The 24,000-nt window shown below is 40.6% G+C and carries 25 protein-coding genes; 11 read left to right on the forward strand and 14 right to left on the reverse strand.

What is annotated here, in order from left to right; genetic code table 11:
• Positions 1-8: 8 nt before the first annotated feature.
• On the forward strand, positions 9-1,427 hold the full coding sequence (locus tag GO816_RS12435) for a DUF5723 family protein (RefSeq protein WP_157542252.1): 1,419 nt from the start codon (positions 9-11) through the stop codon (positions 1,425-1,427).
• A gap of 9 nt (positions 1,428-1,436) precedes the next feature.
• On the opposite strand, the gene tsaB is transcribed toward GO816_RS12435, so the two are convergent.
• The 4 genes from tsaB to rpmH form a co-directional block, all read right to left on the reverse strand.
• The gene (tsaB, locus tag GO816_RS12440; protein ID WP_157542253.1) at positions 1,437-2,117 is read right to left on the reverse strand and encodes a tRNA (adenosine(37)-N6)-threonylcarbamoyltransferase complex dimerization subunit type 1 TsaB; all 681 of its coding nucleotides are present in this window, start codon (positions 2,115-2,117) and stop codon (positions 1,437-1,439) included.
• A gap of 9 nt (positions 2,118-2,126) precedes the next feature.
• The gene (gene yidD, locus GO816_RS12445) at positions 2,127-2,369 is read right to left on the reverse strand and encodes a membrane protein insertion efficiency factor YidD (RefSeq protein WP_157542254.1); all 243 of its coding nucleotides are present in this window, start codon (positions 2,367-2,369) and stop codon (positions 2,127-2,129) included.
• Positions 2,353-2,745: a ribonuclease P protein component gene (locus tag GO816_RS12450; RefSeq protein WP_157542255.1), complete on the reverse strand. Its 393-nt coding sequence runs from the start codon at positions 2,743-2,745 to the stop codon at positions 2,353-2,355. The genes yidD and GO816_RS12450 overlap by 17 nt, the downstream gene beginning before the upstream one ends.
• A gap of 76 nt (positions 2,746-2,821) precedes the next feature.
• Complete coding sequence (gene rpmH, locus GO816_RS12455; RefSeq protein WP_157542256.1) at positions 2,822-2,980, reverse strand: 50S ribosomal protein L34; 159 nt, start codon at positions 2,978-2,980, stop codon at positions 2,822-2,824.
• 134 nt (positions 2,981-3,114) lie between these two features.
• Between rpmH and GO816_RS12460 the strand changes: the two genes are divergently transcribed.
• Entirely contained in the window at positions 3,115-3,981 is an 867-nt protein-coding gene (locus tag GO816_RS12460; protein ID WP_157542257.1) for a ChaN family lipoprotein, read from the forward strand.
• Here GO816_RS12460 and mscL read toward each other — a convergent pair.
• Positions 3,978-4,367, reverse strand: coding sequence for a large-conductance mechanosensitive channel protein MscL (gene mscL / locus GO816_RS12465; RefSeq protein WP_157542258.1), 390 nt, complete (start codon positions 4,365-4,367; stop codon positions 3,978-3,980). The two genes, GO816_RS12460 and mscL, sit on opposite strands and share 4 nt — an antisense overlap.
• Positions 4,368-4,530: 163 nt before the next feature.
• Between mscL and rpoN the strand changes: the two genes are divergently transcribed.
• Positions 4,531-6,006, forward strand: a complete 1,476-nt coding sequence (rpoN, locus tag GO816_RS12470; protein ID WP_157542259.1) for an RNA polymerase factor sigma-54 — start codon at positions 4,531-4,533, stop codon at positions 6,004-6,006.
• Positions 6,007-6,012: 6 nt separating this feature from the next.
• On the opposite strand, the gene GO816_RS12475 is transcribed toward rpoN, so the two are convergent.
• Positions 6,013-8,307: a PAS domain S-box protein gene (locus GO816_RS12475; protein ID WP_198171509.1), complete on the reverse strand. Its 2,295-nt coding sequence runs from the start codon at positions 8,305-8,307 to the stop codon at positions 6,013-6,015.
• A gap of 265 nt (positions 8,308-8,572) precedes the next feature.
• Here GO816_RS12475 and GO816_RS12480 point away from each other — a divergent pair, with 265 nt between their 5' ends.
• Complete coding sequence (locus GO816_RS12480) at positions 8,573-9,193, forward strand: L-threonylcarbamoyladenylate synthase (protein ID WP_157542261.1); 621 nt, start codon at positions 8,573-8,575, stop codon at positions 9,191-9,193.
• Positions 9,194-9,347: 154 nt separating this feature from the next.
• Here the strand turns inward: GO816_RS12480 and trpA are convergent, their stop codons facing one another.
• The 4 genes from trpA to trpD form a co-directional block, all read right to left on the reverse strand.
• Positions 9,348-10,118, reverse strand: coding sequence for a tryptophan synthase subunit alpha (trpA, locus tag GO816_RS12485; RefSeq protein ID WP_157542262.1), 771 nt, complete (start codon positions 10,116-10,118; stop codon positions 9,348-9,350).
• Positions 10,119-10,210: 92 nt separating this feature from the next.
• The gene (gene trpB, locus GO816_RS12490) at positions 10,211-11,392 is read right to left on the reverse strand and encodes a tryptophan synthase subunit beta (protein ID WP_157542263.1); all 1,182 of its coding nucleotides are present in this window, start codon (positions 11,390-11,392) and stop codon (positions 10,211-10,213) included.
• A gap of 1 nt (position 11,393) precedes the next feature.
• The gene (locus tag GO816_RS12495; protein WP_232336565.1) at positions 11,394-12,047 is read right to left on the reverse strand and encodes a phosphoribosylanthranilate isomerase; all 654 of its coding nucleotides are present in this window, start codon (positions 12,045-12,047) and stop codon (positions 11,394-11,396) included.
• A 49-nt stretch (positions 12,048-12,096) separates the two neighbouring features.
• Positions 12,097-13,083 carry an anthranilate phosphoribosyltransferase gene (gene trpD, locus GO816_RS12500; protein ID WP_157542264.1) on the reverse strand — a complete coding sequence of 329 codons (987 nt, stop codon included), beginning with the start codon at positions 13,081-13,083 and terminating at the stop codon, positions 12,097-12,099.
• Between the two features lie 305 nt (positions 13,084-13,388).
• Between trpD and GO816_RS12505 the strand changes: the two genes are divergently transcribed.
• Both GO816_RS12505 and GO816_RS12510 read left to right on the forward strand, forming a co-directional pair.
• A complete protein-coding gene (locus tag GO816_RS12505; RefSeq protein ID WP_157542265.1) occupies positions 13,389-14,348 on the forward strand; it encodes an ion channel in 960 nt (319 codons plus the stop codon).
• Between the two features lie 58 nt (positions 14,349-14,406).
• Complete coding sequence (locus tag GO816_RS12510; RefSeq protein WP_157542266.1) at positions 14,407-15,267, forward strand: SDR family oxidoreductase; 861 nt, start codon at positions 14,407-14,409, stop codon at positions 15,265-15,267.
• Positions 15,268-15,347: 80 nt separating this feature from the next.
• Here GO816_RS12510 and GO816_RS12515 read toward each other — a convergent pair whose 3' ends face one another.
• The 3 genes from GO816_RS12515 to recR are packed head-to-tail and all read right to left on the reverse strand — an operon-like array spanning position 15,348 to position 17,604.
• Positions 15,348-16,163: an SDR family oxidoreductase gene (locus GO816_RS12515; protein WP_157542267.1), complete on the reverse strand. Its 816-nt coding sequence runs from the start codon at positions 16,161-16,163 to the stop codon at positions 15,348-15,350.
• On the reverse strand, positions 16,147-16,983 hold the full coding sequence (locus GO816_RS12520) for a glycosyltransferase family 2 protein (protein ID WP_157542268.1): 837 nt from the start codon (positions 16,981-16,983) through the stop codon (positions 16,147-16,149). The genes GO816_RS12515 and GO816_RS12520 overlap by 17 nt, the downstream gene beginning before the upstream one ends.
• Before the next feature lie 3 nt (positions 16,984-16,986).
• Positions 16,987-17,604: a recombination mediator RecR gene (recR, locus tag GO816_RS12525; protein WP_157542269.1), complete on the reverse strand. Its 618-nt coding sequence runs from the start codon at positions 17,602-17,604 to the stop codon at positions 16,987-16,989.
• Between the two features lie 157 nt (positions 17,605-17,761).
• On the opposite strand from recR, the gene GO816_RS12530 reads away from it, so the two are divergent.
• Together GO816_RS12530 and GO816_RS12535 are read left to right on the forward strand one after the other, a co-directional pair.
• Positions 17,762-19,246: a sodium:solute symporter gene (locus GO816_RS12530; protein WP_157542270.1), complete on the forward strand. Its 1,485-nt coding sequence runs from the start codon at positions 17,762-17,764 to the stop codon at positions 19,244-19,246.
• A 26-nt stretch (positions 19,247-19,272) separates the two neighbouring features.
• The gene (locus GO816_RS12535) at positions 19,273-19,980 is read left to right on the forward strand and encodes an LOG family protein (RefSeq protein ID WP_157542271.1); all 708 of its coding nucleotides are present in this window, start codon (positions 19,273-19,275) and stop codon (positions 19,978-19,980) included.
• A gap of 53 nt (positions 19,981-20,033) precedes the next feature.
• Here GO816_RS12535 and GO816_RS12540 read toward each other — a convergent pair whose 3' ends face one another.
• Positions 20,034-20,834: a hypothetical protein gene (locus tag GO816_RS12540; protein WP_157542272.1), complete on the reverse strand. Its 801-nt coding sequence runs from the start codon at positions 20,832-20,834 to the stop codon at positions 20,034-20,036.
• Between the two features lie 265 nt (positions 20,835-21,099).
• Here GO816_RS12540 and GO816_RS12545 point away from each other — a divergent pair, with 265 nt between their 5' ends.
• The 3 genes from GO816_RS12545 to GO816_RS12555 are packed head-to-tail and all read left to right on the forward strand — an operon-like array spanning position 21,100 to position 23,998.
• Positions 21,100-21,456, forward strand: a complete 357-nt coding sequence (locus GO816_RS12545; RefSeq protein ID WP_157542273.1) for a MarR family winged helix-turn-helix transcriptional regulator — start codon at positions 21,100-21,102, stop codon at positions 21,454-21,456.
• 46 nt (positions 21,457-21,502) lie between these two features.
• On the forward strand, positions 21,503-22,867 hold the full coding sequence (locus GO816_RS12550) for a TolC family protein (protein WP_157542274.1): 1,365 nt from the start codon (positions 21,503-21,505) through the stop codon (positions 22,865-22,867).
• Between the two features lie 27 nt (positions 22,868-22,894).
• Positions 22,895-23,998 carry an efflux RND transporter periplasmic adaptor subunit gene (locus GO816_RS12555; RefSeq protein ID WP_157542275.1) on the forward strand — a complete coding sequence of 368 codons (1,104 nt, stop codon included), beginning with the start codon at positions 22,895-22,897 and terminating at the stop codon, positions 23,996-23,998.
• The last annotated feature ends 2 nt before the right edge of the window (positions 23,999-24,000 follow it).

Here is a 24,000-nt window from a genome sequence, read left to right on the forward strand (position 1 = left end):
CCTTTTTGATGAAGAAATTTTTTGCAGGAGTACTGATGCTGCTTATCAGTGTTTCGTGTTATGCACAGCGCTTTGCGCATTACAACACAGGTACTCTTTATGATTCTTTTGAAAATCCTTCACAGGCAGCCTTTATACCTGACTCAAGCAGGCAGTTTGCATTTAATCTACTACCAAATTTTAACGCTAATCTGTATTTAAAAGGCAATGCTCAATACACCTTAAAGTCGAGGCTTTTTTTAGGAAAATATGACAACAGTGCCTTCACTGTTGGTGAGGGTAAATTTAATGATGTAACAGCAAACGTAAATGCATATATAGGTATGCTGCGCATGTTTACCAGCATGAGCGGAAAGACCGAAGTTGGCTTGTCATACCAAATAAAAGGAAATGGCCGCGGGCATGTTACAGACGAAACCATTGCCCTTTTTAATGGCATAGATAAATTCAACACTAACCAGCCCTATTTTGACTTGTTTAATAACCGCGCTTTTTATGAGGCATTTCACCAGTTCAGCATAAATTACAGGGAAAAGGTTACGCATAACTTTGCCGTAGGCGCTAAGCTCAGCTTGCTGTCGGGCATTGGCTACAACAACTTGAATGTTACTGAATCTGAACTCAACCGTAATCCGGCTGATCAAAATGCTGCCACCTTACGATTAAGGGGAACCTTTCAAAGTACTTATGTATTGGGGCAGTTTCCAAGGCGCGATCTGTTGCCGTTTTTCAGAAGCCCGGGCGCTGCCATTAGTCTTGGCGCAACCTATGCCCCCAAAGGATATATCATACAAGCTAACGTTAAAGATTTGGGTGCTATACGTTGGCGCGGAGGTGCTACTACTTATCGCTTTAACCAAACGCGTACTATTAGGACAACCACGCCCGCACAAACGGAGCTGGATGTTGAAGATGCTATAACCGGCATATTTGAAAGCAACCCGCGTAGAGGTTCGTTCACCAAAGCAATTGTTGGCCGGGCAGATCTTTCAGTAGGAAAAAAATTCATGTTGAATGAAAGCATCAATTATTTTCCAACCGCAGTTATTTCAAAGCTTATTAATGGAAGTGGTACAGCTGCGGCGCTGGTAAACCAGGTAAACTTCAGTAATTTCAGTACCTCACTTAGCGGTATTTATAACGAAGACAAACTGTTTGATTTAGGCTTACAATTAATGTACAAAACACCCAATATGGACATCTTTATTGGCAGCGAACAGTTAACACGCAGCTTTAACTTATATAGTGCCAGCAGAGAGAATGAAAGTGCAGTAACCAACCCTATGTCGCACTCGGGTGCTAACATATACTTTGGCTTCTCATTTAAATTTGGAAAGCTTTTAGAAAGGTGGAAAAACGACAGCTACTATTATGACGGCTCAGAACAAGGCCCTTTAGGCTGTACCTGGAAACGCTGGAATAACTAGTATAAAGTGCTAAGCCTTTTTACCGGCAATAAAATCTTTTAAATAAAACGGCTCAAAATAAGCCACATCCTCAAATTTTTGAGAGCTGAAAGCTTCAAATGCTCCTTTGCTTAAGTGCTTTGCCGAATTTATAAAATCAGTTTCGAAACGGGCGTTGCTCCACTTACCCAAAACCTCCTGACATTTAGCGGCACCATCACCGAAAAACAAAACCTTTTGCTGCTCAAGTACTGATGCAAAGCTATGCTCATCTATAATTTCGGCAGTTGTTGGCTGCAACCGGTTACCCTTTCCATCGAATAAAGCTGTGTACACTTCCATGCGCCTGGCGTCAATCATAGGGCATAGTAGCAAATCTTCATCATTAATTGAATTAGCCATACCGTTTGCCATGGCTTGTAATGTTTCTACTGCTATAAGCGGTTTGTCTAATGCGTAACATAGTCCTTTGGCCGTTGATACACCAATACGTAAACCGGTGTACGACCCTGGGCCACTACTAACTGCCACAGCATCAATATCAACATATTGCATTTTAAGCGAGGCAAAAACTTCTTCAATAAAAACAGTGATTACTTCAGCATGTATGTTCCGCTGATTTAATTCTTTAACGGCCAGAATTTCATTTTGCGATGCAATAGCAACAGAGCAAGCCGTAGTAGCTGTTTCTATTTGAAGTATTAAACTCATGAGTATTTATTAAGGTACCGGATCATGCCCATGCCCGCCCCACGGGTTACAGCGGCCAATACGTTTCAAAGTTAACCATCCGCCCTTAAACGGACCATATTTTTTTATTGCCTCTACACCGTATTGCGAGCAGGTTGGTGTGTAACGGCATGCTGATGGTAGTATTGGAGAAATAATATACTGGTACACTTTTATAAGTGCTATGAAAACAGCACCTACACACCGTTTTATAAAGTTAAACAGCTGCAACATCTGCTTGCTGGCAAAGTTGTACCATAAGTTTTACCATACGCTTATCCATAAAAGCAAAGTCGTTAATCTCTTTACCTATGTAATTTATAGAAAGCAGTATTTGTTTGTTGTTTTGCAGCAAAGGCCCGTATAGTAACGCATCTTTATGCAACCGGTAAGCTTCGCGGGTACGGCGTTTAATCAGGTTACGATCAACAGCCCTGCGGTAACGTTTTTTTGCCACGGCAAAAACAACCTGCACTGGATGAGTTTGAGGCTGAGGCGCAGATATCCACGATACACGAAAAGGGTAACACAAAAAGGAAGACCCGCCATGAAAAAGCTTATCTAAAAGCCTTTTATTACATAGCCGCTCTTCCTTTTTAAAAGTATACATATTGCTTAAATGGTTAACCGAAAAATATTAATTCACTACGGCACCACTCCCGGTATTACAGGGCAAGCAACCTGTATTATGCTTTATGACGACGCTCGTCAGAAACTGATAATCTTTTTCTTCCTTTAGCTCTTCTTGCAGCTAATACTCTTCTGCCGTTAGCAGTTGCCATGCGCTCACGGAAACCGTGTTTGTTTCTTCTTTTACGTTGAGACGGCTGAAACGTTCTTTTCATGATTGTTATATTCTTTGTATTTCGTTATTCTATAAACTAAAAAACGGGAGTGCAAATTTAGGCTTTTTATTTAAGTTTTCAAATATAATTATTAGTATTTACGTTTGTACATAGTAACATGTAAAGCTCAACCTATGAAAATTGCTTCCCTTCTGTTGTTTTACTTACTTCCGTTTATAGCAGTGGCGCAAGTTAATTATAAAATATATAACACCAATACGCAAAAAACGGCAACACTAGACGAGGTTGTTGCCGAAATGGACAAGGCTGATGTTTTATTTTATGGTGAGGAACACAATGACTCACTGGGCCATACCATTGAATTGGCGATATTCGACATGCTGGTTAAGAAATACCCACAAAATGCTGTACTATCATTAGAGATGTTTGAAACCGACACCCAGCCGATTTTAAACGAATACCTCAACAACCTCATAAGAGAAAAGAATTTGCTTAGTGATGCCAGGGCATGGAGTAATTATAAAGATTACCGGCCATTGGTTGAACTGGCTAAACAAAATCATTTGCCCGTTATTGCAGCAAACGCTCCATCCAGGTATACTAACAGAGTTACGCGTTTAGGCTTGAGTAGTCTTCAGGAATTAGATAGTAAAGCAAAGGGATGGCTCCCTCCCCTGCCTATCGACACGTCAACTGGTGCATATTACAATAAATTTGTAAAAACCATGGGCGGACATGCCAATATGGGCGGTATGAAAATATATCAATCGCAAAACCTTTGGGATGCAACTATGGCCTGGAGCATAGCCAAGCACTTGAAAGCAAATCCACGCAGCAAAATTATGCATGTCAATGGCGGCTTTCACAGTGAAGATCAATTGGGCGCCATTGAACAATTAAAAAAGTACGCACCAAAAGCACGCGTCATAAATATTGCTGCCTATGCTGTAGCCGATTACAATAGAATTAACTGGAACAGCTACAGTAAAAGCAACAACTATATAATTTTAACCAACGGAAATTTGCCTAAAAGCTTTTAAACCTTACGGGCAAGCAAATCACGAATCTCCGTAAGTAATACTTCTTCTTTGGTAGGTGCCGGCGCAACGGTTGGCGCTGCCGCTTCTTTCTTTTTAAACTGATTAATAGCCTTTATAAATAAAAAGAGTGCAAAAGCTACTATTATAAATGATATTATTTGCGACAAGAAGTTACCATATTTTATTGCTGTACCCGGTATTACCAGCTGGCTAAGGTTTGATAAATTGGCTGCCTTAAGTGCCGGTGTAAGTATAGCGGGAGTAATGATATCCTCAACCAGTGAGCTTACAATTTTACCAAATGCGCCACCTATAACAACGGCAACGGCCAAATCTAACACATTGCCCTTTACGGCAAACTCCTTAAATTCTTTAATAAATGACATAGCGGAAAATATTGGTTTACATAGCTAATTTACGAGTAATGCATTCACATCAAAATTTTTTATTGTTTAAAACAAAAGCGGCCAATTAGCATTAACCAATAATCATCAACTTTACTTTTTGTTTAATAGCGCCTTTGATGTATTTTTGGCGCTGCCTATATATATGTTAAAACAGAATCTTCAACAAAAACTTTTACAAAAGCTCTCGCCTCAGCAAATTCAATTTATCAAGCTGCTGCAGGTTCCTACCGTGTCATTAGACACTCGTATTAAAGAAGAACTTGAAGAAAACCCTGCGCTTGAAGACCTGAGTTTAACCAATATGAACGAGCCGGAGGAGCAATACCCCGATCGTGATCCCGACGATGATGATTACTCTTCTAATGATGATAATTCAGAATATGATGAGTTCAATATAGATGATTATCTTCAGGATGATAGTGTAAATGATTATGGCTCGCGTTATGACCAAAACGGTGATGATGAGGAAGACCGTAAGGAAATGCCTATAGCAATCCAAAGCTCGTTTTTTGAAAACCTGCAGGCACAGCTAGATCTTGTGCCTTTGGATGATAAAGACTTTCGTATTGGTCAACAAATAATAGGCAGTTTGGATGATGATGGCTACCTGCGTCGCCCTATAATGTCACTAACTGATGATTTGGCATTTTCACAAAATGTGATGGCAGAAGACGAAGAGGTAGAGGAAATGTTGAAACTCATCCAAACCTTCGACCCTCCGGGTGTTGGTGCCCGCACTTTACAAGAGTGTTTACTTATACAGCTTCGACGTAAAGATGCTAACGACCCGATTGTAAAAAAGGCAATTTTGGTGGTTGAGAACTATTTGGAAGAGTTTACCCGTAAACATTATGATAAGCTTGAGAAATCATTAAACATGAATTCAATTGAGCTGCGTGGCGTGGTTAACGAAATTTTAAAGCTTAATCCTAAACCGGGCGATACCAACGAGGTTAACACCAAGCAACACCAGGTAATTCCTGATTTTCATATTACCAATAACGACGGAACACTTATACTAACCCTTAATGCAAAAAATGCACCTGAGTTGCGGGTTAGCCGCTCATACCAGGAAATGTTTGAGCATTATGATAAAGCTTCACAACGCGATAAAAAGTTGAAAGAGGCGGTACAGTTTGTTAAGCAAAAGCTTGACTCGGCCAAGTGGTTTATTGATGCTATTAAGCAACGCCAGCAAACGTTGCTTAAAACCATGAATGCCATAATGCAATATCAGTACGAGTTCTTTTTATCTGGTGACGAGCGTAACCTTCGCCCAATGATTCTTAAAGATATCGCTGACCGTATTGGCATGGATATATCTACTGTATCAAGGGTTGCCAACTCTAAGTATGTTCAAACTGAGCATGGAACGTTTCTTTTAAAATCCTTCTTTTCTGAAGCTATACAAACCGAAAGCGGTGAGGAGGTTTCAAACAAAGAGGTTAAGAAGATTTTGGAAGAATGCATTGGTGGTGAAGACAAAAGACATCCGCTTGCTGATGAAAAGCTTACCGAAATATTGAAAGAACGGGGCTACAATATAGCACGCCGTACCGTAGCTAAATACCGCGAGCAAATGAATATTCCGGTTGCCAGGCTTCGTAAAGAGCTCTAAGATTAGTTAGTTTATTGGCTCATAGGCTATCGAGTCATCGCCTGCGTACAGTTCATTGCTAATGCGGTCGTTGATGTTATGAACTATACCATCAAGCTCTTCAGCGCACGTATTAATCATTTCAATTACCTGCTCCTTCTCCTCCATGCTTTTTGAGCCTCGAGCCACATAGGCAAGTCCTAAAATTGAGGCAACAGGCCTGCGGATTTCGTGCGAGCTAAGCCATGATATATGCTGTAGCACCTTATTCTGATGGTTTATCTTTTCCTCGCGCTTACGTCGGTCGGTTATATTCTGGTGCACGGCCATGTATCCAGTGTGTACACCCTTATCGTTAAATATAGGCTTGTATTCTACATTTACCCAAGGCGACGAACCGTCTTTCAAGAAATGTTGAATGTCAATACTGAACGTTTCCAGGGTTTCCTTACGGCGCCTGATTTCTTCAATTGTGCCCGGGGCAAATCTATCACCTCCCAAAATATCGCCCGGGTAAATTCCTTTTAATTCCTCAAGCGTGTATCCCGAATATTCTTCAAAAGCACGATTAGCCCAGGTTATGCTATGATCGGTATCCATAACAATAACCATGTTATTAATTTTGGTAATAATCTCAGCCAGGCGCTTATTTTCTTCGTTAGCTCTCTTCAAAGCATCAATATCTTTTACCGCGCCAACTATGCGGGTTGCAACGCCCGACGAATTGTACAAGTAATATCCCTGTGAAAACACCCATATGTAATCTCTATGTCCGGCGCACTTAATACGATATTCGCAGTCCCAGTTGGTTTCGCCGCGGTTTAATACTTCTTGCTGACTTCTGGTTACATTTTCCCTGTCGTCGGGATGTATATGCGATCTCCACCATTTGAGAGATCTGCCAATTTCATTTGGGTCACAATTCAACAGCTCACTTACGTCAGTATAAAACGACAGGTAATCGTTTTGAATATCATAGTCGTAAATGACATCGCGCGTTGCCTTAGCCACAGTTTCGTACCTTGATATTGCGCTTTCAAGCTGCATGTCTTTCAGCTTTTTATCGGTTATGTCTACAAAATAAACGGCAATTCCATCAACTGTAGGGTAGGCATCAACATAATGCCACTTTTTAAAATGCTTCCAATACGCCTCAAAACGTACCGGAATGTTCTCTTTAATAGCTTTGGTGTATTGCTTAAAGGTAATTCTTCCTTCAATACCAGGGAACACATCAGTCAAACCTTTCCCAATAACGTCAACAGCCGAAAGCCCTGTCTCAATTTCAAATTTCCTGTTAACCTTAGTAAATATTAAACTATGATCGAGCGTGTAAAAACCCTCGTTAATACTGTTAAGTGTATCTTCGAGGTTAAGCATATACTTGTTGCGCTCATGCTCTAATTGTTTAAGCTCGGTTATATCTTGTGCTGAACCTAAAAGTTTAAGCGGCTTACCATCGGCCGAATGCACCAATTTTGCAATTTGCCTTATATACCGCGTTTCGCCGGTTAGCAAATGTATACGGTGAATTACATCAAACTTTCTACCCGTAGTAATTAAAAGATTTAGTGCATCCAGCATATCAGCCCTGTCTTCAGGGTATATCTGCTGCACATACAAATCATAAGGATTTTCGGTAGTATATGGCTCAATACCGGCTATACTATACATTTCCTCCGACCAAATGAGCTGTTTATTTTCAAGATAAAACTCCCAACCGCCAACTCTTGCAATTTGCTGCGTTTCACTTAACTTGTTTTTTTCCTCACGCAATTCGTCATTTAAACGCTTAAGCTCCTGTTCATAAGCAAGCTTTTGTGTAACATCCTGCGCCGTGACCATAATGTGACGCTTTTTGTTAAACGCTATTTGCTGGGAACTAATAGCTACAGAAACTTCACTGCCATCGCGCTTTAAATGACGCCAAACACCTGATGGTTTGAGTTGATCTGATACCTGGCTTATAGATTCGATCACCCGCTGCCTGTCTTCATCGGGTCGCATATCTAATATGCTCATGCTTAAAAATTCATCCCGGGTATACCCGTATTGGGCAATTGCCGTATCGTTAACGGAGATAAATTTTAAGGTAACAGGGTCATATATCCACTTGGCCAGCGGGCTTCCCTCATACATAGAGCGATATTGACGTTCGCCGTCTAAAAGCCTTTTATTATTTAATTTGATAAGATACCACAACAGTAAAGTTGTAATAAAAACGAAGAAAACACCTTTTAAACTGCTTACAATAAGCATATCAGCAGCATTAAGCTGGCTCCTGAATAAAAAAAGTACCTTATCGCTTGCGGTTATCCACAAGCAACAAGTTAACAGATATATCAGTGAAATTTTTACCTCTCCTACCCTCATTGCACGGTTACAAGCTTAATACGCAAAAAGGCAGAGTTGCGTTGCGTTACGAATGTATATTATTCTAATTTGGGGTACAAAAAGTAATATGTTTTTTAACTATAACAGCTAAATGATATTTACTCAAGTGCAATATTATTACTATAAGTTAATATTACAAACGCCGTTCTTGAACATTGCTAAAACCATTTAACGCTATATTTGCTTCATATTTATGCTACTTAAAATATATCCCGAAAACCCGAACCCTAAGGCTATTGAACAGGTGGTGCAGGTTTTGCGCCGAGGAGGTTTAATTATTTACCCTACAGATACCGTTTATGGCTTAGGGTGTGATATTACCAATCACCGAGCTATTGAGGCTGTGGCCAAACTTAGGAACATGAAGCCTGAAAAGGCTAATTTTTCATTTATATGTTATGATTTAAGTAACCTGGCTGATTATAGTAAGCCAATAGATAACAGCATTTTCAGGGTATTGAAAAAGGCGCTGCCTGGTCCGTTCACTTTTATATTAAATGCCAGCGGCTTAGTACCAAAATTACTTAGCTCTAAAAAGAAGACTGTAGGTATACGTGTACCTGATAACGTTATTGCCCGCGAAATTGTACACCAGCTAGGCAACCCCATATTGTCCACCTCCATTAAAGATGATGACGATATTATAGAATACTCAACCGATCCTGAACTGATACATGAAAAATATCAGGATTTAGTTGATATCGTAATTGACGGTGGATATGGTGGTAACGTAGCTTCAACGGTAGTTGACGTAACCTCGGGTGAGTTTGAAGTTATTCGTGAGGGAAAAGGTGATTTAGAGGCATATTTGTAAGTTCAACAGCTCCTAGAACTGCAAAGTTATACAAATATGTCATTTCGAGGAACGAGAGATCTTTTCAAAGTGACCAACTAATCGACCCGAAAAAATTTCTCGTAACGTCGAAATGACATAATTTGATTCTATCGTTTAAAAACTGACTTGGGATTTAATTCCTAATACTCTTTACAAACTCCGGAATACGCTCTAAATACCCTTCCTCTGCCTGGAATTTCACAAATGCACTACCAACAATTGCACCGTTGGCATATGCGGTAGCTTTATCAAATGCAGCCTTATTGCTGATGCCGAAACCAATAACCACCGGATTATTCAATTCCATGTCTTTGATGCGTTTAAAATACGTTTCCGTTACATCTGAAAGCGTTAAGCTACCGCCGGTTATGGAGGCTGATGATAAAAGATAAATAAAGCTATTGCTCAGGCCATCTATCTTGCGTATACGATCTTCGGCAGTTTGCGGTGTTACCAGGAAGATATTGCTAAGGCCATGTTTAGCAAAGCATTCTTTATACAAGGTTTCGTACTCGTACATAGGCAGGTCGGGTACAATAACACCGTCTACTCCTACTTCGGCGGCCTTAGCACAAAAACGTTCAACACCATATTGCACCATAGGGTTGGCATAGCCCATTAATAAAACGGGAATGCTAACACGCTTACGCAGCTCGGCCAGTTGCTCAAATAATACGTTCAACGTCATACCGTTATCAAGCGCCTGCTGCGAACTATTTTGAATAGTAGGTCCATCGGCAACCGGATCAGAATACGGAAAGCCTATTTCCAAAAAATCAACCCCGGCTTTTTCTAAAGCCTCAGCTACATCAACAGTAGCGTTTAAGTCGGGGTATCCGGCAGTAAAGTATACAGATAGCAGGTTGTTCTTCTTTTGGTTGAACATGCTGTTTAGTCGGTTCATTCTTTTAGTTCATAGTTGATGGTTAATAGTTCATAGTAGAGATTAGTTATGCATTTTGCCATGAACCATCACCTATGAACCATAAACCTATGTTAAAATCCAAAGTGTTTAATATAAGTACTCAAATCCTTATCGCCACGGCCTGACAAGCAGATAACAACATTATCAGTTTTTTCAAACTTCATTTTTTCAAGCTGGGCGAATGCATGTGCCGATTCAATGGCCGGTATAATACCCTCCAGTTTCGATAACAACAGACCTGCTTGCAAAGCTTCTTCGTCGGTAATGTTGACGTATTCGGCACGTTTAATTTTATGCAAATGCGCATGTTGCGGACCAATACCCGGGTAATCTAAACCGGCTGAGATAGAATAAGGTTCTACTACCTGCCCATCTTCAGTTTGCATTAAAATGGTGCGACTACCATGTAGTATACCTTCCTTGCCTAAAACCGACGTTGCTGCTGAGTGACCACTGTTAACCCCTTTTCCGGCTGCTTCAATGGCTATTAGTTTTACATCCTCATCTTCTAAGAAATGGTAGAACATCCCCATGGCATTACTACCGCCGCCCACACAGGCCAGCACGTATTGCGGCAACTCATTACCTGTATGCTCAAGCAGTTGCTTTTTAGCTTCTAATGATATAATGGATTGAAACTTGGCTACCATCTCTGGGTACGGATATGGCCCCACTACCGAACCTATAATGTAATGCGTATCAACGGGATTGTTTATCCAGTCGCGCATGGCCTCGTTAGTAGCATCTTTCAATGTTTTGCTGCCCGATGTAGCCGGTACTACCTTTGCTCCCAACATTTTCATACGGGCTACATTTGGCGCCTGGCGCTCCATGTCAATTTCGCCCATGTAAACTACGCATTCAATACCCATGAGGGCACAAACGGTAGCTGTAGCCACACCATGCTGACCTGCACCGGTCTCAGCAATAATGCGCTTTTTGCCCAAACGCTGTGCTAACAGTATTTGCCCGATGGCATTATTAATTTTGTGTGAGCCGGTATGATTCAAATCCTCACGCTTAAGAAAAATATTTGCACCATATTTTTCAGACAAGCGCTTGGCGTGATACAAAGGAGATGGGCGGCCTACGTAATCTTTTAACAACGATTTAAACTCAGCTTTAAAGCTTTCGTCGGTAATAATGTTTTGGTACTGCTGGCGTAGCTCTTCTACGTTTGGGTACAGCATTTCGGGGATGTAAGCACCACCAAAATCGCCATAGTAACCTTGTTCGTTAACCGTATATTTCATGTTAGTTTGTTCTCAATAATGTAAAAGCAGCGCGCAACTTGTTCTCATCTTTTAAGCCTGGCTCCATTTCAAAGCGGCTGTTTAAGTCAACACCATAAAACGCCGGGTGTTTAATTTGTTTTACCTCAGTTAAGTTATCAGCACTCAATCCGCCCGAAAGGAAGAACGGCACATCTAACTGATATTGATCCAACACCCGCCAATCAAACACCTGCCCCGAGCCGCCATGAGCCGCGGTTTTGGTGTCAAATAAAAAGTAATCAACCTTATCGGCATAGTCCGCCAACACCCCAAAATCGAAAGTTTCATCTATACCAAATGCCTTTAGCACAGTACCCTTTTCTCGTAATTCAGCACAGTATCCCGGGCTTTCACTGCCATGCAATTGTACGGCAGCAAGCTGGTATTGGTTTATCAGCCGTTTAACCGTTTTTATATCTTCGTTTACAAAAACACCCGTTTTAATAATAGACGCAGGTAACTTAGCTATTTCAGCAGCAGGTAAATCACCCACATACCTCGGCGATTTGCTATAGAAAATAAATCCTATGTAATCGGGTTTTAGACCAGCAATGCCCTTAATGTTACCGGGCACTTTCATGCCGCATACTTTTATTTTCATCTGATAGCTTATAGATGATGGATCATAGTTCATAGTAGCTTCTTTTAGTTTGATAATTCTTACTATGAACCATGAATGAAATCTAATTCAACAAGGCATTAAAGCTCTTTAAAGCACTTCCTTTCAACAATGATTCCTCTGCCTCATAAAAACAATCGGCGAAGGTTTTGGCAGGCTCAATGGTGCGTATGGCTAGTGCAGCGTTGCATAGCACAACATTATTTTGCACGGTACTGCCTTCAACTTTTAATACCTGCGTAAATATACCAGCCGAATCAGCAACTGTATGTCCACCGGTTATATCCATAGCGTTTACTTTATCAAAACCTAACTGAGTAATACTGTTGATTTTTTCCCCTTCGGCCGAAAACGTTTTAAAATCTCCGGTTAGCGATACTTCATCATAACCATCCAGCGCATTAACAATGGTGTAGTTCACATCGGCTTTTTGGTAAAGGTAAGCATACAACCTTGCCAGTTCGAGGTTATACACCCCCACCATTTGGTTGTTTGGCCTTGCTGGGTTTACCATTGGCCCAAGCATGTTAAAAAACGTTTTTACAGCCAATTCTTTACGTACGGGCGCAACCGTTTTCATAGCCGGGTGAAACAGCGGAGCATGCAAAAAGCAAATGCCAGCCTTATCCAAACTGTTATTCAGCTTATCCAAATCATTGGTAAACTGGTAACCTAAATATTCCATTACATTGCTTGAACCACAGCCCGACGACACACCGTAGTTGCCATGCTTGGCCACTTTATACCCTGCCCCAGCTACAACGAATGATGCCAGCGTAGATATATTGAATGTGTCTTTGCCATCACCGCCGGTTCCGCACAAATCTATAAGCTCATCGGCCTCCAGCTTAATAGGAAGGCAAAGCTCTAGCATAGCATCGCGGAAACCTTCCAGCTCGTCTACAGTGATCATGCGCATACAATAGGCCGTCATAAACGAGGCCATTTGCGAGGTATTATACTTGCCTTGAGCAATATTGGTCAAAATTTCTTTCGACTGCTCGCGGCTAAATGTTTTATGCTCAAATAAGTGGTTAAGTATAGCTTTCATAGCTCCCAGCCCCCTAAAGGGGGAGCTGCCTTTCTAAATTTGTTTAAACTTTTTATCCCTGGTTGATTTTTTTGCTCCCCCTTCAGGGGGCTGGGGGGCAAAGAAAAAGGGTTGCCTTTTGGGCAACCCTTCGTAATATTTTGTACTTACAAAAACAGGAGATTGCCTTACGATTTCTCGTTAAGCCACCACCAGTTGTTGTTTTGTAATTTCATGTTCTGTTTATGTTGGCAAATATATTATTGATTTTTTGAAATGCAAATCTTAATATAATTTTATCAACAAATAATATTGCAATACATCATATGGCTTTTGATAAAAAAGTGAGCAACTCAGAAGATGATTTAGGTTTTGGCAGGCAGGCAGTTGCTAAACGGCAACGCACTATAAATAAAGACGGTTCAATTAATGTAAGTAGAAAGGGATTACCCTTTTTTAGAACTACTGATGTTTACAACAACCTCATCAGCATGAGCTGGACCCGCTTTTGGGCAGTTATTGTAACCGGATATTTAATTACCAACCTTATTTTTGCAACGGTATATAACTTAACCGGTATTGAAAATCTCAGAGGTGCCGATGGCGGAAACTTGTTCGAGCACTTCTACAATGCCTTTTTCTTTTCGGCACAAACGCTTTCCACTGTAGGGTACGGGCACATAAGTCCCAAAGGTTTTTTGACAAATACTATTGCAGCTTTTGAGTCGATGTTGGGTTTGCTAGCCTTTGCCTTAGCTACCGGCTTGCTGTACGGACGCTTTTCCAGGCCCTCGGCCAAAATTATTTTCAGTGAAAACATGTTGGTAGCACCGTACCTGCAAGGCGAACGCGGTCTTATGTTCAGGCTGGCAAACATGCGCGCAAATACTTTAATCGACCTAAATGTAAGCGTAGTATTCTCCTACAATGAAGATGTTGACGGTAAAACCGTTCGTAAGTTCTTTCCTCTTGCCCTGGAACGTACAACGGCAAATATACTTACCCTGAGTTGGACGGTTGTTCATCCATTGAATGATGATAGCCCGATAAAGCATATCACCAGCGACGATTTAGAGCGCACCAATGCCAACTTTGCCGTATTGTTGAAGGCATATGACGATTCTTTTTCGGAAACAGTACACTCCCGTACCTCTTACCAATATGATGAGGTTGTTTGGGGTGCACGCTTTGTGCCTGCTTTTTACGCCGATGAGACCGGCAAGATGATATTAGATTTAGGTAAGATAAGTGATTTTGCACAGGCTGAAATGCCTTTAGATGCTTAATTTGAATTAAATTGAACTAATAGTTAACAAATAGGTTTAGTATTAAAACTACTGAACTATGGAAAACAAACCAACATCATTCCCGGCTGAAACGCAGGAACATCAACCGGGCGACGAAAGCGCGATGACTCCAAGACCCGAGTACATTAGCCCAAACTATAAAGCAGCCGGTAAGCTTAACGGCAAAGTTGCGTTAATTACCGGCGGAGACAGCGGTATAGGACGTGCTGTTAGTGTGCATTACGCTAAAGAAGGTGCCGATGTAGCAATTGTTTACCTTGATGAAGACACCGATGCCCAGGAGACCAAGAAGTTGGTGGAAGAAGCAGGTAAACGCTGTTTACTGATGAAAGGCGACATTAAAAACAGCAGCTTTTGTAAAGAAGCTGTTGAAAAAACAATTGCCGAATTGGGTAAACTGAATATTTTGGTTAATAACGCGGCTATACAGTTTCCACAAAAAAATGTGAGCGATATTGACGACAAGCAACTGGAAGACACTTTCAGAACAAATATATTTTCACACTTCCATTTTGCTGCGGCAGCGGTACCGCATTTAACTAACGGCGATACTATTATCAACACAACATCAGTAACTGCTTATCGCTCATCGCCGGAGTTGATTGACTATTCATCAACAAAAGGTGCTATTGTAACTTTTACAAGGTCGCTTGCTAAAAATCTTGCTGAGAAGAATATTCGTGTAAACGGTGTAGCCCCCGGACCGGTTTGGACGCCACTCATCGTATCTAGCTTTGATGAAGAAAAAGTTGCAAAGTTTGGACAAGATGTACCGATGGGACGCGCGGGTCAACCTTCAGAATTAGGCCCGGCTTATGTGTTTCTTGCGTCTGAGGACTCGTCATACATTACCGGACAAATTATCCATGTAAACGGTGGAGAAGTGATAAACGGCTAATTAAGTTATTTTAACAGTTAGCGAAGCATCGTTTGAAAAAGGAAATCCTCGCCTTTTAAGGCGAGGATTTCCTTTTTTGATTATTTCAATAACGGATCTTTTTCCTTCGCGAATACATTGTACACCAGCTTATCTAACCAAGCCGGGAATATTTTACTGAGCAACACAGTTAGCTTACCCTGCCCTGTTAAAATTAAAGTTCGTTTACGGTTAATAATACCGTTAGCAATAATTACCGCTACCTCTTCAGAAGTCATCATTTTGTCCTCTTCCAGGCTGCTTTCGCCTTGTTGTTTTGCTTCTTTATTTAAGGCTGTATTTCGAATGTTTGATGCAGTGAACCCCGGGCAAGCTGTCATTACATGCACACCGGTTTTCAAGTTTTCAACCCTTAAGGCATCTAGAAAGCCGTTCATCGCAAATTTTGATGCAGAGTAACCGGTACGGCCGGGCAAGCCTTTATATCCGGCTATTGATGATACTCCTACAATACTTCCCTGAGTTTTTAAAATTTCAGGTAATGCATGTTTGGTACAATAAACCGTACCCCAAAAGTTAACGTCCATCAATGACTTTAAAACCTGCAGGTCGAGGTCTTTAAATAAGGCGCGCATTGATATGCCGGCGTTATTTATAAGCACGTCTACCCTATTAAAAGTTAGCTTGGCCTGCTTAATTAAATGAGCACAATCATCTTCAACAGTTACATCGCATTGTACTGCCAGTGCCTTTACGTTAAACTGCTTTTGTATATCGCTGGTTATATCACACAAGGTTACAAACTGCCTTGCACCTAATACAAGATTTGCGCCGCGTTTTGCCAGTTCATAGGCCAGTGCTTTACCAATGCCCGAAGATGCACCAGTGATTATTATTACTTTATTGTTTAAGCTCATATGCCGGAGAAGACCACCCCGGCATGTTCTTTACGCGCAGCTCAGGCAGCCTGAATAAATATTTAACTGCGAAAGTAAGCATTGCACCGTAAAAATTTTTCATATGCTGCCAACTCATTTTTGATGCTGGTTGTGATACTTGCTGAATTACGAATGTTTTGGCAAAGTAGTAGTTTTTAAAACCGGCCAGGCGTATACGGTATGATAAATCTATATCGTTGCCATAATCTTTAAAGCGGTCATCAAACATGCCAATATCCTGTAATACCGAGCGGCGTAATAGCATAAAACATGAGTTAAGCACGTCGGTTTCGGTATTTTCAAAGCCCTCAATCCAACCTGCTTCATAATGTTTGCTGAATAATCTTGATTTGGAAAACAACCTTGACAATCCAGTTAATCTAAAAAAGCTAATCCACTCAGGAGGCATATTTTTGTTAGACCCTTCAACGAAGTTTCCCTCGGCATCAAGCATACGTACAGATACACCACCGGCATCAGGATGTGCTTGCAAGAACTCACTCAATTTGTCAAGGGTTTCCTCACTAACGAGTATCGAGGCATCAAGTAAAAGTACAAACTCTCCTTTACTTGCCTTAATTGCTTCGTTAGCTGCTTTTGCAAATCCCTGCTTACGCGAATGCTCGATAACTTTTGCCTGAGGAAATTCAGCTTTTACCATTCTCACCGAAATATCCTCAGAAGCATTATCAACTACTATTACTTCACTATCTGATAAAGCTGCGCGCTTTAAAGCCCCGAGAGCGTGTCTTAAAGGTCTACATTGATTATGATTAACAATAATTGTAGATAGCTGCATATTTTACTTAGATAGAGAACTTTCGTATGGTACGCGGGTAGCAATCGACCTACCAAGGGTGATTTCATCTACATACTCCAGTTCTCCTCCAAACGCTATGCCACGGGCTATAGTTGAGAAATTTATTTTGAATTCTTTTAGACGTTTGTGCAAATAAAATATGGTTGTATCGCCTTCCATAGTAGCGCTAAGCGCAAATATCACTTCGCGCACCTCTCCGGCCTTCATTCTTTCTACCAACGAATCAATTTCAAGGTCAGAAGGACCTATTCCATCCATAGGAGAAATGAGTCCGCCGAGCACATGGTATACACCAGTGTACTGATTTGTATTCTCTATTGCCATTACATCGCGCGTGTCTTCAACAACGCAAATAGTTACATGATCGCGTTTACGTGACGCGCAAATTTCACAAACGGTAAAATCTGATATATTGTGGCAGGTACGGCAGTGCTGTATATCGTTACGTAGCTTAGTTACCGAGTTACTAAACCGCTCCACATCAGCCTTATCCTGCTTAAGTAAATGCAGCACTAACCGAAGAGCTGTTTTTTGCCCAACACCGGGTAATTTCGAAAATTCTGCAACTGCATTCTCCAGCAACTTCGACGAAAAATTCATTACCAAAATTACAAAAACAACAGCAATTAGGTTTGCCGTTTTAAAGGCTTTACTTTATCGTTACTAAAATTCGTATATATGCGAGAATATTGCCACGTATTGTTATTTTGATATAAGAACGAGGCTAAATAGATATTACACTTAAACAAGATACAGCATGTCGCCCGGAGTTTTACTTTTATTTATTGCTGCCTATTTTTTGGTGCTCATTTTAATTTCGTATTTCACGTCGCGCAAATCGGCTGATAACGATACTTTTTTTGTGGCAAACCGCAATTCAAAATGGTATTTGGTAGCGTTTGGTATGATTGGCACTGCGCTTAGCGGTGTTACATTCATTTCGGTTCCGGGCAAGGTTGGCGCCCCCAGCGGCGATCAGTTTGCATATTTTCAATTTGTACTAGGCAATGCTGCGGGTTTCATCATAATTGCAACGGTGTTGCTACCATTGTATTACCGCTTGCAGGTCACCTCCATATACAGTTATATTGAAAGCGCACTAGGTAAGTGGAGCTATAAAACAGCAGCAACCATATTTTTAATCAGCCGTACTATTGGCTCGTCATTTAGGCTTTATCTTGTGGTAATTGTGTTGCAAAAATTCATATTTGACAGTTATGGATTACCGTTTGCAGCTACGGTTTTGTTTTGCCTGTTGCTTATCTGGTCGTACACATTTAAAGGCGGCTTAAAAACAATCATTATTACTGATAGTCTTCAGACACTATTTTTGGTATCATCTGTTTTCCTATCAATTTACTTTATATGCCGAAGTTTAAATTATAATGTTTTTGAAGCCGCCGAGGCAATTAAGAACAGCAGTTACTCGAAAGTTTTCTTCTTGAATGACTTTATGAGCAGCAAGCTTCACCTGAGCAAGCAGTTTTTAGGTGGCCTGTTTATAACCGTTGCCATGACAGGGCTTGACCAGGACCTGATGCAGAAGAACCTCAGCTGTAAAAACATTGGCGAGGCGCAAAAGAACATGTTTAGCTTTACTACAGTATTTGTAATCATAAACATCTTCTTTTTAAGCGTTGGCGCGCTGCTTTACCTCTACGCAGCAAAAAATGGAATATCGGTAGAAAAAACGGACTATTTGTACCCTACCATTGCCCTGCAACATTTAGGCACCTTACCGGCTATTGTGTTTATGCTTGGTTTAACAGCAGCAACTTTTGCCACCACCGATTCTGCACTTACGGCGTTGACCACCTCCTTCTGTGTAGATTTTTTAAACTTTAACAAGCGCGCCGACGTTAATAGTGAAGCCATGGTTAAAACCAGGCATTACGTTCATATTGCCTTTTCGGCGCTCATGTTTTTAACCATTATTTTATTTAATGCTGTAAATAATGATGCTGTGGTAAGTGCTATATTCAAAGTAGCATCATACACCTACGGACCGCTGCTGGGGCTTTACGGGTTTGGACTGTTTATGAGTAGCCGCCAGGTAAACGACAAGCTGGTACCTTTTATTTGCTTGATTTCTCCGGCGGTATGTTACTTTTTAAGTACAGAGTCAAAAGAATTAATGGGCGGTTACGTATTTGACAATGAATTAATCATCGTAAACGGATTGATAACCTTTGCGGGCTTGCTGCTTACCTCAAAGGCTAAACAACATATTGCAGCGTTGTAATTATTAATATTCTGAATTGATTTTATATGACAAGTGATGATAAAATAAGACAAGCTTTTCAAAACCAAAACTGGCACGAAATAAAGGTTACTGACAGCTGGCAGATCTTTAAAATAATGGCCGAGTTTGTTGACGGCTTCGAAAAACTGGCTAAAATAGGTCCGTGCGTATCAATATTTGGCTCGGCACGTACCGCTAATGATAACCGTTATTATGAAATGGCTGTAGAATGTGGCCGTTTGTTAACTGAGCAAGGTTACGGTGTAATATCGGGCGGTGGGCCGGGTATTATGGAAGCAGCCAATAAAGGCGCTTATGAAGCCGGAGGTAAATCAGTAGGGTTAAATATCGAGCTACCTTTTGAGCAATTTCATAACAAATATATTGACCGCGATAAGCTATTGGAGTTTGATTACTTCTTTGTGCGCAAGGTTATGTTTATGAAATACTCACAGGGTTACATTGTACTGCCAGGCGGCTTTGGTACTATGGACGAAGCATTTGAGGCGATAACCCTTATTCAAACCGGCAAAATTGCTCGCTTCCCTATTTGCTTTGTGGGCGTAGATTACTGGAAAGGTTTGTTTGAGTGGATAGAAGGAACTATGCTTGGTAAGGAAAAAAACATCAGCCCCGATGATTTAAACCTTTATCGCCTGGTTGACACTGCCGAGGAAGCGTGCGAACACATCTTTAGGTTTTATAACAAGTACCTTCTTAAACCTAACTTTTAACCGTAACAGTATGGTTACAGTACAAGTTTAAAACCTATTAAGTTAGTGATTATTTATCCACCACAGTATTGACAGCCACCTTTAAACAGGTAAACGTAAGCTAACACTGCGAGGTAAGCTAACAACAGTAAACCAAAAACTATCAACATAATTAAAGCCATTGCTTTCCAAAAAGGCACTGGCTTTTTTACTTTTATTTCATCTATTGGTGTTGCAGGCTGTGGCTTACCAAATACTACGGTTAAAACAACAATCAAGATAAATCCTCCAAGCAACAAAGGCCAAAACCAGTTACGGCTCCACCAGTCTTTTAAGTATAAAACTGTTGCATGGCTTTCCTCACCAGGCAAGGTGTAAAGTTTGGTAACGTAATACCCGTAATCAGATGACTTGCCAATAACTATCCTGATTTTCTTTTTATGCTGTAACAAAAAATAGTTAGTACGCGAGGTTTGGAGCTTCACCTCTTTGTTATCATAGGCGATAGAAACATTTGTATAAGAAAATGAGCTTTTCGTAAATTTCTTAGTAACACTTAAAACCGGCACAACCACATCGTTCCTCTTGTTGAATGTAGCACCATAAATGAAGTTAACTTTTTGAATAGTACTTAACGTACCCGCCCAGGTTACCGCAGTAACAAAGACTATTAATGTATAAGCTTCCCATTTTTTGAGGCCGTAATATTTGAATGCATAGTAAATTGCAATTCCAAGACTGATTATGAAAATTGCTGTACCGTATTTATAGCCGGTGCCTGCATCAATCATATCAAACATAAAGTACGATAATGAATATACTACAGCAAAAATTGCAACGATTGTAATGAGGAAGTACTTGTCAAAGCGTTTCATCCAAGTATAATTTTATACGCAATAGTTCTAAAGCACATTTGTTTTTTAAATCACTGAAAATTTGCAACCTTAAATATTAATGGAATTAACATAAAATGGTAATAAATTACTTGTTGCACCAAATATTAGTTGACACATCAACCATTATTAATAGCTTTGTGACGTGGAGAAATGTGATTTTAATAAAGGGCTGCTATTATTTCGAATTTTTCATTTACATAAATTAATATGTAACAAAGCCAATAAATTCTTTTCTAATGAAGGAATGCAAATTCAGGTTGAGCAAATACCCGTTTTAATGGTGATTCATCATTTGGGGCCCTGCTCACAGCAAGATATAGCACACGAACTTTTAAGAGACAAATCATCAGTTTTACGTACAGTGAGTTCGTTACAATCAGCAGGTTTTTTGAAAGTAGAAAACGACTCGGAAGACAAACGAAAAAAACTGGTAAAGCTATCAGCACAAGGCTTTTGGCTTACAGAAAAAATCACAGCAGAAGTTGGTGAAATGGATGATAGAATGTTTTCAAATCTTTCAGTTGCCGAGAAGCTGATACTTACCGAACTATTGGATAAGTGCGCCAACAATATTGAAGAAACCGAAGCAAGAAATAGTTGACATATCAACACTAAATACAATTTTCAACGCATATCAACCTTTAAATATGAATCTATCAAAACTAACAGCAGTACTCCTACTGATTAGTGGATTTCAAGCCTTAGAAACGGCCTCGGGTCAAAACCAACCACCCGAAGCACAGGGAATTCACAATTTCAGTGTCAATGAATGTATAAGTTACGCTTACGAACACCAGGCTTCTGTAGTCAATGCCGCGTTAGATGTTAAAAGTGCCGATTACCGTATCAAGCAGGTAATCGGTTCCGGCTTACCGCAAATTAATGGAAGCGCATCGTTCCAGGATTATTTAAAAATTCCCACTACACTCATCCCTGGTGAATTCATTGGGCAACCGGGTTCATTTATTCCTGTAAAGTTTGGGGTAAAATACCAATCGGCTTTGGCGGCAGATGTTACGCAGCTGATATTCGACGGCAGCTTTTTGGTTGGTGTTAAAGCTTCAAAAACCTACAAAGAGTTATCGCAACGCAATTATACCCGCAGCCGCATTGATGTAAATGTAAATGTAACCAAGGCCTATTACCAAGTTTTAGTAAGTGATGAGCAGGTAAAGCTGCTTGATGCCAACCTTAAACAGTTGAAACAGCAGCTAGATCAAACCTCTGCTCAAAATAAACAGGGCTTTGTTGAAAAAATTGATGTTGACCGTTTAACCGTGCAATACAATTCACTGCAAACCCAGCGCGAAAACGTGCTGAGACTTTTAGCGCTCAACTATCAGCTTCTTAAATTTCAAATGGGTATGCCCGTTGCTGATAATTTGATTTTAAAAGATAAGCTGGCAGATGTAAAACTTGATGAATCTGCTACTGCTGAAAGCACTGATACAACGTTTTATAAAAAACGTATTGAATTTGGCTTATCTGAAACTCAAATAAAGCTGTATGAATATGATGTAAAGCGTACCAAGGCTTTGTTTTTACCATCGTTAAGCGCCTTTGGTAACTATACATCATCTTACCAAAATAACACTTTTGGCAACCTGTATAGTAGTCAGTTTCCTGCAAGTTATGTTGGGCTGCGTTTAAACGTACCTATTTTTAGCGGAGGTCAACGCACCAATCAACTACGCCAGGCAGAAATAACAGTTCAGCAATCAAAAAATGAGCAGTCAAACCTTAAAAACGCATTATCGCTTGAAGCTAATCAAGCTAAAATAATTTACTTTAACGGATTGCAAACCCTTGGCAGTCAACGCAAAAACCAGGAACTTGCCCGCGAGGTACTAAGAGTATCGAAAATTAAATATCAGCAGGGTGTTGGCTCAAGCATTGAGGTAACCCAGGCACAAACGGCTCTTGAAGATGCCGACAACAGGTACATACAAGGCCTGTATGATGCCCTGGTAAGTAAAGTTGACCTGGAGAAAGCTTACGGACGTATTCAATAATCACACACAACCTATAGAACACAAATCATGAAAAAATTTATATACATACCTGTACTGCTTTTTTTAGCGGCCTGCAGTAATAAACCTAAAGACAAGAAAGCCGAACTTGCTGAATTGAAAAAACAACAAGCCGACTTAAACTCCAAAATAACTAAACTGCAAGCCGAGGTTGGTAATACCGATTCTACAGCAGCTGTTGAGGTTGGGGTGTTCCCAGTTCAAACGGGTGAGTTTGTTAATTACGTTCAAATACAGGGACGCATTGACGCCCAGGACAATGTAGTAGCTTATCCGCAGGTGCCGGGTACCATTACAGCAATTTACGCCAAAGCGGGTCAGCGCGTAAGCCGCGGGCAATTGCTTGTTCAGCTTGATAATGGCGTAGTTAAACAAAATATTGCTCAGGCCGAAGCTCAACTGACACTTAACCGCTCATTGTTTCAGCGCCAAAAGGCTTTGTGGGATCAAAAGATTGGTACCGAAGTACAATACCTCCAAGCTAAAACTACTTTAGAGGCCAGCGAAAAAGGTCTGTCCGCACTGCGTCAGCAAGCAAATCAAATGCGGATAATAGCTCCTATAAGCGGTACCATAGATCAAATGGACCTTAAGCTTGGCCAGGTAATACAACCTGGGCAAAATGGTATACGCATAGTAAACGCCGAAAACTTAAAAGTTAAAGCTGATGTACCAGAGTCGTATTCAGGAAGTGTAAACACCGGTAACATGGTAAAAATCCTTGTTCCGGATGCCAAAGATTCAGTTGAAACGAGGGTAACATTTGCCGCTAAATCAATTGACCAGGCTTCGCGAAGCTTTGCGGTTGAGGTAAAGCTACCCGAACGCAAAGGCTTGCGCCCCAACATGACTGCAATTTTGAAGATTGCCGATTATACTAAATCTGATGCTATAGTTATACCTATTAAAGCTATACAACGCTCAGAAGAGGGCGACTTTGTATACCTCATAAACAATGGCACAGCAAAAAAATCAACCATTAAAGCTGGCAAAACTTATAGTGGGAAAACTGAGATTTTATCAGGCATCAAAGCCGGCGACCAGTTGATTATTGACGGAGCTACCGATGTTGAAGACGGCGACAAGGTAAAGGTAACCCAGCAGTCAAACTAAAC

Source organism: Mucilaginibacter aquatilis (assembly GCF_009755275.1).
GTDB classification, from domain to species: Bacteria; Bacteroidota; Bacteroidia; order Sphingobacteriales; family Sphingobacteriaceae; genus Mucilaginibacter; species Mucilaginibacter aquatilis.